Source organism: Blastopirellula retiformator (assembly GCF_007859755.1).
Taxonomy (GTDB): domain Bacteria; phylum Planctomycetota; class Planctomycetia; order Pirellulales; family Pirellulaceae; genus Blastopirellula; species Blastopirellula retiformator.
The window spans coordinates 49,722-63,176 of sequence record NZ_SJPF01000001.1 but is presented as its reverse complement, the minus strand read 5'-3'; the positions used below and the strand labels follow the sequence as shown (position 1 = coordinate 63,176).

General features: G+C 60.1%; 9 protein-coding genes. 1 reads left to right on the top strand and 8 read right to left on the bottom strand.

Annotated features, from left to right (window positions below):
• Positions 1–10: 10 nt before the first annotated feature.
• Complete coding sequence (gene lpxD / locus Enr8_RS00255) at positions 11–1,057, bottom strand: UDP-3-O-(3-hydroxymyristoyl)glucosamine N-acyltransferase (RefSeq protein ID WP_146428624.1); 1,047 nt, start codon at positions 1,055–1,057, stop codon at positions 11–13.
• A 433-nt stretch (positions 1,058–1,490) separates the two neighbouring features.
• Here lpxD and Enr8_RS00250 point away from each other — a divergent pair, with 433 nt between their 5' ends.
• The gene (locus Enr8_RS00250) at positions 1,491–3,275 is read left to right on the top strand and encodes a GntP family permease (RefSeq protein WP_146428623.1); all 1,785 of its coding nucleotides are present in this window, start codon (positions 1,491–1,493) and stop codon (positions 3,273–3,275) included.
• Between the two features lie 204 nt (positions 3,276–3,479).
• On the opposite strand, the gene Enr8_RS00245 is transcribed toward Enr8_RS00250, so the two are convergent.
• From Enr8_RS00245 to Enr8_RS00215, 7 genes are all read right to left on the bottom strand, one after another.
• Positions 3,480–4,463 carry an exonuclease/endonuclease/phosphatase family protein gene (locus Enr8_RS00245; RefSeq protein ID WP_186767344.1) on the bottom strand — a complete coding sequence of 328 codons (984 nt, stop codon included), beginning with the start codon at positions 4,461–4,463 and terminating at the stop codon, positions 3,480–3,482.
• A 252-nt stretch (positions 4,464–4,715) separates the two neighbouring features.
• Complete coding sequence (locus Enr8_RS00240; RefSeq protein WP_186767343.1) at positions 4,716–5,591, bottom strand: ABC transporter ATP-binding protein; 876 nt, start codon at positions 5,589–5,591, stop codon at positions 4,716–4,718.
• Positions 5,584–7,290 carry an ABC transporter permease gene (locus Enr8_RS00235; protein WP_146428621.1) on the bottom strand — a complete coding sequence of 569 codons (1,707 nt, stop codon included), beginning with the start codon at positions 7,288–7,290 and terminating at the stop codon, positions 5,584–5,586. Before Enr8_RS00235 ends, Enr8_RS00240 begins: the two co-directional genes overlap by 8 nt.
• A gap of 64 nt (positions 7,291–7,354) precedes the next feature.
• Positions 7,355–8,920 (bottom strand): lysine--tRNA ligase, encoded by a 1,566-nt coding sequence (gene lysS / locus Enr8_RS00230; protein WP_146429928.1) that lies wholly within the window; start codon positions 8,918–8,920, stop codon positions 7,355–7,357.
• 801 nt (positions 8,921–9,721) lie between these two features.
• Positions 9,722–10,579, bottom strand: coding sequence for an AraC family transcriptional regulator (locus Enr8_RS00225; RefSeq protein WP_146428620.1), 858 nt, complete (start codon positions 10,577–10,579; stop codon positions 9,722–9,724).
• A gap of 97 nt (positions 10,580–10,676) precedes the next feature.
• Positions 10,677–11,519: a suppressor of fused domain protein gene (locus Enr8_RS00220; RefSeq protein WP_146428619.1), complete on the bottom strand. Its 843-nt coding sequence runs from the start codon at positions 11,517–11,519 to the stop codon at positions 10,677–10,679.
• 200 nt (positions 11,520–11,719) lie between these two features.
• Complete coding sequence (locus Enr8_RS00215) at positions 11,720–13,330, bottom strand: DUF3239 domain-containing protein (RefSeq protein ID WP_186767342.1); 1,611 nt, start codon at positions 13,328–13,330, stop codon at positions 11,720–11,722.
• Positions 13,331–13,455: the final 125 nt, after the last annotated feature.

The window sequence follows — 13,455 nt, the reverse complement described above, 5'->3', positions numbered from 1 at the left end:
GATGAACTCCTTAGGCCGTCTTGCGCAGCTCTTCTTCTTTTTCGAGTTGGTCGACCCGGGTCAGCAGCGCTTTGAGCTGCTTGCGCATCTCGGGCAACTTGCTGACCAGCGCCAGTTCCAGCTTCTTTTCTTTGGCGGAGATTGCCGGAGCGCCAATCACATTTTGCCCGGCGCCGATGTCGCAAGAGATGCCTGCCTTGGCGCCCAGAATCGCGCCGTCGCCGATGTGGACATGGTCGCGAACGCCCACCTGGCCCGCCATCACGACATAGTCGCCGGTGCTGGTGCTGCCGGCGATGCCGACCTGCGAGCAGATCAGGTTGTGGCGGCCGATCCGGCAGTTGTGAGCGATCATCACCTGGTTGTCGACTTTGGTTCCTTCGCCGATCACGGTCGGTCCGTAGGTGCCGCGGTCGATCGTGGTGGCGGCGCCGATCTCGACGTTGTCTCCCAGCACAACGTTGCCCAGCTGCGCCGAGAGCACATGCTTGCCGCTGGAAGAATCGTAGCCAAAGCCATACGCGCCCAGGATCGACGCCGCGTGCAAAATGCAGCCGGCGCCGACGATGGTGTTTTCGTACAGGACGACGCCGGGGAAGATCGTCGTGCCGGCGCCGATCGAGCAACCGGCGCTGATCTGGGCGCCGCTATGAATGATGGCGCCGGCTGCGATCGTGACTCCTTCGCCAATGATGACCATCGGGCCGATCGATGCGTCGGGGGCGATCGTCGCGCTTTCGGCGACGACGGCCGAAGGGTGAACGCCGGGCGTCATCTTGGTCAGCGAGGGACGGAACAGCGCGACCACCTTGGCGAACGCGACGTGGACGTCTTCGACCAGAATGACCGGCATGCCGGCTGGGGCGAACTCGCCATTGGTGATCACGGCGGCGGCTTGCGAACGAGCCAATTCTTTGGCCAATTCGGGACGGTCGGCCAGGGTGATTTCGCCTGGCTGCGAATCGCGAATGATCGCGGCGCCGGTGATGTCGAGTTGTGCGTCTCCCAGCAGCTTCCCTTCGACGAGAGTAGCCAGCTGGCCAAGTGTGACGCTCATGGAGAATGCTTTCTTTCGCGGGAGCCGGGAAGCCGAATTTGATAGCAGGGCAATGTAACGGATCGGCCCCTAAACAACCAAGCCCGATCGGCGTTGTTGCTAGCACGCTGGGTGGCGATCGAGGCCGAATAAACGGGGTGGCGGCCAACAACGCGAGCAGCCGAGTCGCGCCGATTTCCCAAGAATCTGCGGGCTTAGGATACGAAGCAATTGGGCGGCGAGAGGTGGCTCAAATGGGTCAGCGCCGCTTAGCGCCCCGATCGTCCCCCTTGTTGCCCCCAATCAACGTGGCTGCAGCGGCTCTTGCCGGATTTGGCTCCCTATTTCCCAGCGTAACCCTTGATATTCGGGCCTCGTTGTGGCATTCTCATACTTCCCCGCGCCACGGAAAATTACCCCACTTCTCTGAAAACGCCGCTAGAGACGCCCGCCCATGACCCCTGATGAAGTGAACTACGCCCTGCTCTGTTTGGGCGTCGGTATGGCCACGGTGTTGGGGCTGATCATCTTCCTGCGAACCAACGCTTTCATCGCGATGTTGGTCGCGGCGATGGCGGTCAGCTTGATGGCGGACGGCAGCATACAAGACAAATTCAGCCGAGTCGCCGGGGCCTTCGGCGGCATGGCAGGGGGCGTTGGCATTGTGATCGCCCTGGCGGCGATCATCGGCAAGTGCATGCTCGATAGCGGCGCGGCCGATCGCGTCGTCCGCTGGATGATGGGGATCTGCGGCGAAAAGCGAGCGCCGGCCGCGCTAATGGGAAGCGGTTTTATCCTGGCGGTGCCGGTCTTCTTTGACACCGTCTTTTACCTGCTGGTGCCGCTGGCCCGATCTCTGTTCCGCCGAACCTCCAAAAACTATCTGCTGTATGTGATGGCGATCGCCACCGGTGGCGCGATTACGCACACGCTCGTGCCGCCGACGCCAGGTCCGCTGGTGGTCGCGGACCAACTGGGCGTCGACAAAGGGATGATGATCCTGGTTGGCGCCGGCGTCGCCTTGCCGGGCGCAATCGCCGGGCTCCTCTTTTCCATGTTCATGAATCGTTGGATGCCGTTGCCGATGCGGCCGATCAGCGCCGAGCCAGAGCCGGAAGAACTGCCCGACGACCAGCTGCCGAGCCTCTTCGTTTCGCTGCTGCCGGTGCTGTTACCGGTCTTGTTAATCTCTACCAATACCGTGCTGACGACCATCGCCGATGGTCAGCGTGCCGCACAGCTGAAGGTGGAAGAGGTCGACTGGGAGAAGCTCCGCAACCAGGTAAAGGCCGAAAATAGCGGCGAAGAGGATACGCTTGGCAAGCGGATGGTCGCCGCGATTCAGGAAAGCGATTTCCAGAAAGAACGCCGGGCCGAGATCGCTGATCTGCTGCTGAAAGACGGTTCGCTGTCGGCTGATGATCAGCAAGCGCTCGTTTCCGGCTTGAATCAGTTCGTGCTAACGCACAAGCCGCTGGGGGTCGACTTGCCTGGCAAGATGCCGCCGGCGCTGGTCAAGAAGGTGAACGGCGACAACACCCGCATGAAACCGGTCGACGCCGAGCGGATGAATCGCCAAGTGCTCGAAGCGACCTACGGCGACGACTTGATCGAGCCGCATGTCTGGGAAACGGACGCCCGAAAAGCGGCCAACTGGTCGGCGGCGTTTGGCGATCCTAACTTTGCGCTGCTGCTATCGGCGGTGATTGCGATGGCGACGCTGGTCTCTTCGCGGAAGTTGTCGCTGAAAGAACTGGCCCAGTCGGTCGAAGTGGCGCTGATGAGCGGCGGCGTGATTATCTTGATCACCTGTGCCGGCGGCGCGTTCGGCGCGATGCTGGGAGCCGCCAACGTCGGCCCGGCGATTCGCGAGCTGTTTAGCGTCGGCAATGGCGGCGGTAGCGCCGTGATGATTTTGCTGCTTGGCTTCTCAATCGCCTCGGTCTTGAAGATCGCCCAAGGCTCGAGCACGGTGGCGATGATCACCGGCGCTGCGATGCTGGGAGGACTGGCGACGCCGGAAACGCTCGGCTGCCACCCGGTCTATTTGGCCGCCGCGATCGGCAGCGGCTCGCTGATGGGATCGTGGATGAATGACAGCGGGTTCTGGGTCTTCGCGAAAATGAGCGGTCTGACCGAAGTCGAAGCGCTGAAGTCGTGGACGCTGCTGCTGTTGGTATTGGGGGGCGTCAGCTTCCTGTCAACGCTCGCCTTCGCAACGCTGTTGCCGCTGGTGTAGGGGCAAATAGTAGCCCGACGCGCGAGCGAGGGAAATGGGGTCGACAAGAAAAGCGGATAGCGGAAAGCTGAAAGCGGTAGGAAGAAAAACACTCGCCAGTAGCGGCCGCAAGACTATTAACCAAGCGACGCCACATTCCTTTCTTGAAGTAGCCCGACGCATTTCCCTTGCTCGCGCTTCGGGCTACTATTCTTGCCAACGTCGTTAGCGAACTGGCGCTCCGGCGCCCGACGCGACGGCCGAGGGGCCGGATTCGTAGGCGGAGAACTCGCCCCAGACCGGCAAGTGGTCCGAAACGTCCATTGCCTGATCGAGCGTCAGGCCGAACTCTTTTTGCGTGTCGTACACGGCGGCGCGGCCGGTGAACTCTTGCGTGTCGGCCGCCAGGAAGACGAGGTTGTCGTAGCTTGATTTGCGAAGCGTGTTGGTCGCTTCGTCCGCCACCGTGTAGGTGATGCCGGGGATCTGGCCGAGCGCGCCCAGCTTCTTGTAGCTGACGTTCAAGTCGCCCAGCAGGATCACGTCATCTTCGTTGCCGCTGTAGCGAACCAGTTGATAGACTTCGCCCAAGGCGTCGAGCTCTTCGTCGGTTTCATCCGGGTCGGTGTGCATGTTGATCAAGGTGAAGCGGAACGGAGTGCGCGATTGATCGCCGCCGATCGCGCGAAAAGTGGCGACCAGCGGTTCGCGATGCAACAGGTCGCTGGGGTCGTTGATCGTATAGACCGAGCTCGGTTCGATCGCGATTCGGTTCTTGTCGTAGATGAATACGTATTGTTCTTTGCTGCTGGTGCGGCCGAGGCGCGGTCCGACGATCGCGTCGTAGTTGCCCCCGTTGGCGTTGATCATCTGCAGAAAGCGAGGAATGACGTCCTGTTCTTTGCTCCGCAGCTCTTGCACGGCGACCAGGTCGAACTTGCGAACGATCTCGGTCAGCACCTGCATCACGTCGGGCTTATCCATCTTCGATTGGCCGAAGACCTGGATGTTGTACGAGGCGATCCGGATCGTATCGCCCGACGGCGCGGCGAGGGCGCCGCCGCTATCGCCGGCGGTCGACCCGGCTTGTTGGTTCTGCTGATGTTGGGCGACTTCGGCGGCTAGTTTTTCGAGTTGTTCGACATTGCAGCCTCCGGAAAAGATCAATCCGAAGAGAAACGCCAAAACCGAGAGTGCCAGGGCACGCATCGCAGCCTCCTTGCTGTGTGCAGTGAGCGAGAAACTATGAGGTAATCGCGCGGGAGAGTAGCAAACGGGGGGCGCCAGCATCCAGAGCAATTACGCGAGAAATTCGCGAATTTCGGCAGAGAGCTTCGCAGAAGTTCTATAAAACGTGTGCCACTGCTGGGAGAGCAAGTCGCCAATCGGTAGGCCATGCTCTTCTCGCGAAGACGCGATAAGAGCATGGCGCCAGGCGCCAGGGAGAGCGAGCGTTGCAGCCTACGTCTTTTCGACCCGGCCGCCGGTTAGGCGGATGGTTTCGTGGCCTTGCTCGGCGATCGCATTGTCGTGGGTGACCATGACGATCGTCAGATTCTGTTCGCGGTTGAGCCGCTTCAGGATGTCCATGATCTCGCCGCCGGTTTGCTCGTCGAGGTTGCCGGTCGGTTCGTCAGCCAGCAAGATCCGCGGCTGCGCGATCAGCGCTCGGGCAATCGCGGTCCGCTGCATTTCGCCGCCGGAAAGTTCGCGCGGTTTGTGCGTGACGCGGTGGCCCAGGCCGACCATTTCGAGCAGCTCTTCAGCCCGCTTGCGGAACTTCTTGCGGGCCGCCCAATACCGCCACATCCCGTGCGAGATCATGATCGGCGTCAGGACGTTTTCGAGCGTCGTCAGTTCCGGCAGCAAGTGATAGAACTGGAAGATCATGCCAAACGCGCGGCTACGTAGTGCGTCGCGCTGGCGGATGTTCAGTTTGTCGATTCGCGTGTTGGCGAAGTTGATCTCGCCGGAGTCGGGCGAGTCGAGCGTCCCCATCAGGTGCAACAGCGTGCTCTTGCCGCTGCCGCTTTGCCCGATGATGGTGGTGATTTTGCCTTCTTCGGCCGCAAAGTCGACGCCCCGCAAGACCGGGATCGTCAGCCGACCTTTGCGGTAGCTCTTGTGCAGGTTCTTCGTTTCCAGCAACGGCTTCTTCTTTTTCTTGGCCGGCTTCTCGCTCTTCGCTTCCGGCGCGGCGGCCGGCGGCGTGAACTTGCTGGCCGCAATGTGCGGACCAGTGACGCCATGGCGCCGGGCTTCGTGATCAGGAAGCACGCTTTCGCGCTGCAGACGGATTTCGAGGGCGGACAAGCCTTGCGGTTCTGCGTTACTCATAGCGAAGTGCCTCTACTGGGTGAAGTCGCGCGGCTCGCATCGCCGGCAAAACGCTCGCCAAAACGGCGATCAGCATCGCGCCTGCGACGACCCAGACAATGCTCCAAGGTTCGATGATCGTCGGGATTTCGCGGAAGTAATAAACCGTGGGGTCAAACACTTCGCGGCCGGTAATCCATTCGATCACCGCGGCGACCCGATTGATGTTGATGACGAACAACAGGCCCAGCACCATGCCGACTCCGGAGCCGACGATCCCGAGCGACAAACCGTAGCCCAGGAAGATGCTCATGATGCCGCCGCCAGAGGCGCCCAGCGATTTCAAGATGCCGATGTCTTTGGTCTTCTCGACGACGATCATGTAGAAGGTCGCCAGGATGCCGAAGCCGGCGACGCCGATGATCAAAAACAACAGGATGTTCAGAATCGTCTTTTCCATTTCGACCGCCGACAGCAGCGGACCTTGCAGGTCGCGCCACGATTGAATGCGATACGGCGAAGTGGCAGGCGGAAACGCGGCTCGCAACCGATCGGTCACTTCCTGCAGGTTGGCGCCCTCTTTCAGCTTGATCTGAATCGAAGAGATCGCGGTCCCTTGTTCAGGATGAATCATGCCGCGCAGTCGCTGCAGTTGGTCGAGCGGCATGAAGGCGAACGCGGCGTCGTATTCGCTCATCTTGCTTTCGTAAAAGTCGGTGACGGTGAACGTGGCGTTCATCGCTTTCGGCGGATTCTCCGCAGTCGGGAACGTCAGTTTGACGTCGTCGCCCGGCAGGACCATGAAAAAGTCCTTCACTTCGCCAGTCACTTTGTCGCGATCGCGGACGCTGCCGATGGCGATCCCTAGGATCAAGCCGGTCGCCTGGTGGGTGAGCGGATCGTAGGTCGATTCGGCCGGCAAACCGCGCCGCGAAGAGAACGGGTCGGCGCCCTTCTTGTTTTCGTCGTACAGCTCGGCGTTGGCCATCTTGTTCAGCTCTTCGGGCCGGGCGCCCGGCAGCGGCGGAGCGTCAGGATCGGAGGCGAACGGCGGAACGATCGTTTGCTCGAGGACGTCTTCCTCGTGATCGACCAGCGCGATCGGCGCCGGTTGCATCATCCGTTTTTGTTTCAGCAAATCTTGATCGGGCCAGCGGCCGGTTTCTTCAAACTGCCGGAACTGCATCAGCTGCATTTCCAGTTCGCGCTCGTACATCACTTTACCGCGGCGATGTCCCCAGCCAGCTTCGCGCAAGGGAGAACCTTCTTCCGCTTCGTAGCCGGACTCTTTCAGGTCGAAGTTGACGTTCTTCCGGTTGGCCGGATGCTTCAGGTACTGCGTAAAGTCGCTCACTTTAGCGTACGAAGCGGGATCAATGCCGACCAGCGTCACGTGCCGCGGCATCCACTGATCGCGGATCTTGATGCTGAGCATCGCCGGCACATGGACGGTGGCGGTGACCGCTTCGATGTCGTCGCCAGCGACTTCCTGGACCTTGGCCAGCTCTTCTTCCCAGTGGTAGAAGCCGTTCAGGCTGTGGCTTTCCAGCACCACGTCCGACAGGATGCCATGCAGGCGCGAGTGCATCTCGTGCGCGAAGCCCGACATGACGGAGTTAACGACGATCATGGTCGCCACGCCGAGCGTGACGCTGATGATCGAAGCGAGCGCAATATAGCGAGTTCGCAGATAGCGCAGGCAGAGTAACAGCTTATACATCGCCAATCCTTCGGCTTTATCGACTACGACGGCTTCCGTGCCGGCGTGGATCTATCGGCAAGCTCTATTCTTGCGACGTTTCGTGCCGCAGGAGGGGGAATAGAATGATCTCGCGAATCGTCTGCGTATTAGTAAGTAACATGACCAACCGGTCAATGCCAATTCCGAGACCCCCAGCCGGCGGCATGCCGTTGCGCAGCGCCCGGATGAAGTCATGGTCCATCTTGGCCATCGAGTCTTCTTCCGGCTGCCCTTCCAGCTGGGTGCGGAACAGTTGGTCCTGCAAATCAGGGTCGTTCAGCTCGGTGTAGGCGTTGGCCACTTCCATGCCGTTGATGAAAAGCTCGAACCGCTCGGCGACCGCCGGGTTGTCGGGCTTACGCTTGGTCAGAGGGCAAATGCTAGCAGGATAATCGATCACAAAGATCGGCCCCTGCAGCGAATCCTCGACCTTCTCTTCAAAGATCTCGTTGCGGATGACGTCGGGGTGCTTCCCTTCGGTGTCGAGACCCAGGTTGACCGCGTACAGCTTCACGGCGTTGTCGTCGGTCGGATCGATGCCGGTGCACTCTTGGAACAACTCGGCGTAGGTCCGTCGCTCAAACGGCGGGGTGAAGTTAACCAGCGTTTCGCCATACGGCAGCTCGAACTTCTCACCGATAGCTTTGATAGCGTCGGTGATGATCGCTTCGGTCAGGTCCATCATCGAACGATAGTTGCCGTACGCCTGGTAGACCTCGAGCATCGTAAACTCGGGATTGTGCTTGGGGCTGATCCCTTCGTTGCGGTAGACGCGGCCCAGCTCAAAGACCCGCTCCATGCCGCCCACCAGCAGCCGCTTCAGGTGCAGCTCGAGCGCGATCCGCATGTATAGCTCCATGCCGAGCGCGTTGTGGTGCGTGATAAACGGACGAGCCGCGGCGCCGCCGGCGATGGCGTGCAGCGTCGGACCTTCGATCTCCAGGAAGCCCTGGTTGGACAGCGTCTGACGGACCGACTTGACGATCTCGATGCGTTTGACGAACCGCTCGATCGCTCCGTCGGTGTGCGCCAGGTCGAGATAACGCATCCGCTGACGCAATTCCGGATCGGTCAGGCCCTTGTGCTTCTCCGGCGGCGGATCGAGGGTCTTGGTCAAGAAGTGCAGTTCTTCGACAAAGACGGTCAGTTCGCCCGTCTTAGTCTTCTTCAGCTCGCCGTCGATCCCGACGATGTCGGCCAGGTCAAGACACTGGGCGATTTTCCAGTTCCGCTCGCCAACCTGATTTTGGCCGATGAAGATCTGGATCTGCCCGGTCCGGTCGCGAACGTCGGCAAAGATCAGCTTGCCCGCCGAGCGCATCAGGACGATGCGGCCAGCGATGCGAACCTTCGGCCCGGTGTAGTTGGTCGATTCCTTGCCGTCGACCGTTTCGGTCTTGGCGGTGATTTCGCCTTCCTTGGTCCGGACGTCGGCGATCGCGACGTGATCGTCAAATCGCTGGCCCCACGGGTCGATTCCCAGGTCGACCAGCTGCTGCATCTTCTGGCGGCGAGCCGCTTCCAGGGCCGACAAGTTCGCTTCGTCTTCGCTTACGGTCCAGGGGCGATTCTTGGCGGTCAGCTTCTTGGTGACGACGCTGGCCAGCATTTCCTTGAAATCGTCGGTCGGCTCAAACAGCTTGACCTGGTCGGGCTTCAGGCCGGCCGGCAGACGGAGCAGATCGTACATTTCGCCGGCGACGTCTTCCCGATTGCCGTTGTGGTCGTTGCGCATAAACCACACGCACTGCAGCAGTTGCGTCTGCTTGGCGCTTTCCAGGACGATATCCAGCTCTTGCTGGGCCGTCTCTTGGGTGTAGGGGTTCAGCGACGCCTCGTTGTCCGACCCCAGACCAATCGTCAGGCAGAGGGTTTCACGGGCTTTCTCCAGCAGCTCGCGCGACGGCACGGCGCCCGGATGCCCCTGATCGTCGGTATCGAAGCAGTGGTCGATGATTTCAAACGTGACGCCATAGTTGGGTTTGGCGACCGTTTTGTTGAATTCTTTGAAGAACTTCCGCACCTCGCGGCATTCCTTGACCGTATCGTTCGACCACAGCAGGAAGACTTGATACTTGGAGGGGCGTTTGGCGGGCGCAGCCATCGAAAATTGCCTTGATTGGGGGGCGAAAACCGCCGCGGAGCATGTTTCAGACGCTACAGCGGAGAATGTAACCTCAAGAACCCCAACATTTTCCAGAGATTCGGAGGCGGGTCAATGCGGGGGTAGACAGGCCAGACGCGGCGGAAGTTCGATGAGCTTCGAAATTCGACCCCGTTATAGAAGAAGGGAACACGGAGGCCGCGGGGAAGAACGCGGCCGGAGACATGGTAGGAAGGAACAAAAAAGAAATAGGGGCGCCGTTGCCACGAAGACTTGTCAACGGCGCCCACTGGGTTGTCCCCTTCCTTACGCCAGCGGAATGCAGATATCGGTCAGCCACTCTTCTGGCGGCAGTTGGCTGGCGTCGTTGACGTAGATTTCGTACGCCGCGATGTTGCCCGGTTCGTAGCCGCTGTCGGGCAGCCAGACCGAGAAGAGCCAGTTGTAGGCGCCATGCAGGCTGTCGTAGTGCCCTTTGTGACGCAGCACGGCGCAGCGGCCGCTGGGGATGGTTTGCACCTGGATCTCGCCGGTCGGCTGGAAGTTCTCGTCGACGGTAAAGCCGACGTCGCTGCGCTGTTTGCCGCCGTCGGTGACGAGCGGATCGTCGTGATAGACCCCCATGCACTCGGTCTTCTCGTTGATCAGACCGTTCTGACCGGCGAACTGCAGGACTTTCCCGAAGGCGGGATTGAGCGTTTCGAAATCGTATTTGCCGACGACCCGAATGTAGGCCATGCGGCGCGAAGGCTGCGTTTTGATTTGAACGTCGGTCGTTTCGTAAGAGACAGTCGACATGATGTGCTCCTTGATCGCGGCTGGTGGATGCTCCAGCGACTGGTAGTCGCTCGGAGTGACGCCGAAAGTGCGGACGAATGCGCGAGTAAACGCCTCGTGCGACCCATATCCAGCGTCGAGCGCGACTTCGAGCACCGAACGACGACGATACCGTAGCGATTGAGCGGCCCGCTCCATTCGCAATCGGCGCACGTAGTCATCCGCACTCTCGCCCACGATTCCGCGAAAGACCCGGTGGAAATGATACGGCGAATAGCCTGCCGCATCGGCCAACGTTTCGAGCGACAGATCTTCATCCAGGTGGTTTTGGATGAGGATCTGAACCCTCAGGATCTTCTCGGCATATCGTGTGCGCGTCGCGTTCATGACTGCGAATTTTAGAGAGCGGACGAAGGGGGATCTTGATCGTTCTTGCGAAATCGAGAATTCCCGATTTTAGCCGAGATTTTCCGGCGCGGGGAAACTAGCCCGGCGTCAAAAAACTGGGGCGACGCATGCTGTGTAGCGTTCGAGCGGGGAATTCGGCCTGTAGGCGGCGGAGCGTCTCGGCGTAGCCATGTTGGTAGAAGAAGCGGAGTTCGTTCATGTGCAGCGCCTGCATCCCGATGAAATGGACCGTTCGCTCGCCGACCGCCGTCCGTTTTAGTTCGGCCGACTCGAACGGCGGCGGGATAAACATCCAGGCCGACATCGGCGTGCTGGTATGAAAGGGACGCGTCGGAACGCCGTTGGGCAGGACGTGCGACTTGGCGATGTAGGTCTTCTTCTCTTGCGGCAGCCGGGCGATGTGCTTCATCCAGCGGAGCGGCCAATAGATCGCCTCGTTGGCGAGCGCGCCGTCGTCGATCGGCCAGTTTTGCGGCAGGCAAAGGAGCATCTCAGCGTAGGCGCGATCTTCCGCTTCCGGCGGAACCGGCATCGGCGCTTCCGCCATGCCGCAGGTCACCAGCGTATGGAACGGGACGACGGGGGTCGGTTTGACCCACAGAATGTCGACCTGGTTCTTCTCGCTGACGTAGTCGCGGAAGATGCGAGTAATCGAACCGATGTGCTTTTCGACATGACTGCTGATCGCGGCGAAGAGGCGCCCGTCCCGATCGATCACGCGTTTGGGAGGCTCGGCCGGCAGCGTCGGAACGAGCGGCTTGAGATCGACTTCGCTGGGGATGACGATCGACGTCGGCTCGCCTGGCTGAGGGACCAGGAACATCGTCCCGCAACCTTTGCAGATCGTCTTCCGCCCAACATGCTTTTCGTCAACCTTGAAGTTCTTGCTGCATACGGCGCAGCGAAACTGAATCGGCATAAAGTGGTTGCGATACTGGCTACGAGAGAAGAGAAGGATTTCGCTGGTTAGCAGTCCGTTGATTTTCTCGACGGACTGCGTGATCGCAGGGATGCGATTCCAAAATAGCGACGTAAGTCGTTATTTTGCGAGCCGCGAAGAGCGATGCTCTGAGCCTAGCGAGGTTGGAAAATGCCACGAGGGCATTCTTCAACAGGCAGTTAGACCTGAATGTCATAAATGCCTGGCGCGAAGGGGCGAGGAACCTGTTTCAGGCCATCTTTCAATTGTCGCCACGATTCGTCGGAGACTTGCGACTTTACATAGTCGATCGCCGCGGGGTCGGACGTGCCATATTCAATTGGGGTCGGGAAGAAGTCGCCCCACCGTTTGGGTTCGGCCGGATACTTTTCGGCCGCATCTTCTTCATAAAAAGCGGCCGAGACGATCCGCTGTCCCACCTTGGCTGGTTCGCCCCCGACCGTTTTCAGCTTATGCGCCTGGACCTTAATCACCATGATCGGCTCGTCGAACGAAGGGTCGGCGGAGACATTGGTCAGCACCGCCAATAGCGGCGGCTCCATCGAGACGATCACGCCGGGGCAGGTGTCTCCATCGCGAAAGTACGACGACACAATCCGGCAACGCAACGCGAACAGTCCGATCATGATCACGATCGGCACGTAAAATCCCCAATGGATCGTTTGGCCAAGTAGCGCCAACGGGATCGACGGAATCGCCCACCACAAGATCTCAACCGGGTAGAACTGAAAGTACCGCAGATGGTTGATCCGCACGCCAGCCGGATGCGAGGCGGCCGCCCCTTCGGGGCGCTGGCCCGTTTGCGCTAAGGTGGAAACGGGGACGTAAACCGCTTTGCCGCACTGGGGACAAGGGATCGAACTGCCTCCCTTGGCGGTCGCGATCGCGACCTTCTCGCCGCAAGCGCACTGCACGTTGAGTTGTTTGCGCTGTCGCGGACCGTCGCCGGAAGTCTCGAAGTGACAGAAGCTGGGACGTTGCATGTCCATCAGCTCCAACAGGTTGAACGTGTTCAGCAGGCGATCCCCCGCTTCGTCATATCCCTGCTTCAGCTTGTACTCCATCTCGTCGAGATGCAGCGCCTGCATGTAAAGGAAGTTGATCGTGTGTCCCTCGTGCTGAAGCTCCCACGACTCTTCCTCAAACATCAGCGGCGGGACGAACATCCAGCAGCCCATCGGCGTGCTGGGATCAAATTCCTCGGGCGGATTGCCGCCGGGGATCGTGTGCGAAAGGGTGAAGAACGTTTCGTAATCGTGCGGAAAACGAGCCAGTATCTTCATCCAGCGAATCGGCCAATAGCTCGACTCGTCTTCAAAGTCCTCCTGCGACAATTTCCAGTCGGCCGGCAGACATAACACCAACTCGGCGTAGGCCAGATCTTCGGCGCCAGGGGGCGTCGTCATCGGCAGTTCGGACATGCCGGTCGTGACCAGCGTGTAGAACGGCTGCTCTTCGGTCGGATTGATCACGTGAATGTCGACATGGATCCCTTCCGAGATCAGCTCGTGATAGACGTTGTCGACCTTGCCGAAATGCCGTTCGATATGCTCCGAGACCGATTCGATCAGCCCTTCGTCGCCAACCGAGATACCAAGGTCGCGACGCTCTTTTTGAGAGTGATCGTACAGCGTACTGCCGCCGGTGGTGTCGCCAGAGAGGGCCGCTTCGCCCTGGTCGGGGACCGTAATCGCGGCGCCGCAGGCGCGACAGCTCGTCTGACGCCCGACATGCTTTTCGTCGACTTTAAACCGTTTGCTGCAGACCGGGCAGGCAAATTCGATAGGCATGCGAGATTTCGCTGAGAAAGGGTCGAAAAGGGAGGAGTACCGGTCGACCGGCAGGCGCCGGTTCGCATGATCATACACCCAGCCCCAGGGGGACGCAAAAAAATCGAGTCTTCGGCGGTCGCAAC

What these genes read in the sequence shown, in the direction of transcription:
- lpxD (WP_146428624.1), bottom strand. Translation starts at nt 1,057, where the DNA reads ATGAGCGTCACACTTGGCCAGCTGGCTACTCTCGTCGAAGGGAAGCTG.
- Enr8_RS00250 (WP_146428623.1), top strand. Translation starts at nt 1,491, where the DNA reads ATGACCCCTGATGAAGTGAACTACGCCCTGCTCTGTTTGGGCGTCGGT.
- Enr8_RS00245 (WP_186767344.1), bottom strand. Translation starts at nt 4,463, where the DNA reads ATGCGTGCCCTGGCACTCTCGGTTTTGGCGTTTCTCTTCGGATTGATC.
- Enr8_RS00240 (WP_186767343.1), bottom strand. Translation starts at nt 5,591, where the DNA reads ATGAGTAACGCAGAACCGCAAGGCTTGTCCGCCCTCGAAATCCGTCTG.
- Enr8_RS00235 (WP_146428621.1), bottom strand. Translation starts at nt 7,290, where the DNA reads ATGTATAAGCTGTTACTCTGCCTGCGCTATCTGCGAACTCGCTATATT.
- lysS (WP_146429928.1), bottom strand. Translation starts at nt 8,920, where the DNA reads ATGCTGGCCAGCGTCGTCACCAAGAAGCTGACCGCCAAGAATCGCCCC.
- Enr8_RS00225 (WP_146428620.1), bottom strand. Translation starts at nt 10,579, where the DNA reads ATGAACGCGACGCGCACACGATATGCCGAGAAGATCCTGAGGGTTCAG.
- Enr8_RS00220 (WP_146428619.1), bottom strand. Translation starts at nt 11,519, where the DNA reads ATGCCGATTCAGTTTCGCTGCGCCGTATGCAGCAAGAACTTCAAGGTT.
- Enr8_RS00215 (WP_186767342.1), bottom strand. Translation starts at nt 13,330, where the DNA reads ATGCCTATCGAATTTGCCTGCCCGGTCTGCAGCAAACGGTTTAAAGTC.